Below are 419 nucleotides of genomic sequence, written 5' to 3'. Positions count from 1 at the left end.
CCCATGAAGGCCGCCGCCTCCACGTCGTGCCCCTGGACGTCACCGATCGCGAACCCGAGGGCACCGTCCGCGAGCGCGAAGCCGTCGTACCAGTCGCCGCCGATGTCCAGGCCGTCCCGGGCGGGCGTGTACCGCGCGGCGGACTGGAGACCGGGGAGGGCGGGCAGGGTCGCCGGAAGCATGTCGCGCTGAAGGGCCTGCGCGAGTTCCACTCTGGCCTGGTGGAATTCCACCTCCCGCCGAGCGCGGGCAGTGAGGCTCTGCAACGTGGTGAGCAGGTCCTCGGCGCTTACTGAGCGGGGAGTCCGACGCCGGTTCATGGGCTGCTCCGCGGTGCGTGAGTCCCTGAATCATATGGTCTGCACCCCCCAGCGGCGACTTCGTGGGGCTCCTCAGGGCCGCCGGGCCCGGTACAGATC

Annotated in this window: 1 protein-coding gene; it reads right to left on the bottom strand. The window is 71.1% G+C overall.

Annotated elements, in window-relative coordinates:
• The coding region (locus RNB18_RS52740) for a PP2C family protein-serine/threonine phosphatase (RefSeq protein WP_394817818.1) at nucleotides 1–320 on the bottom strand (320 nt) is incomplete at its 3' end.
• Nucleotides 321–419: the final 99 nt, after the last annotated feature.

The sequence above is a fragment of the Streptomyces doebereineriae genome, assembly GCF_031845645.1.
GTDB lineage: Bacteria > Actinomycetota > Actinomycetes > Streptomycetales > Streptomycetaceae > Streptomyces > Streptomyces canus.
Note: the sequence above shows the minus strand (reverse complement) of the source record. Positions and strands in the feature narration are given on the sequence as shown.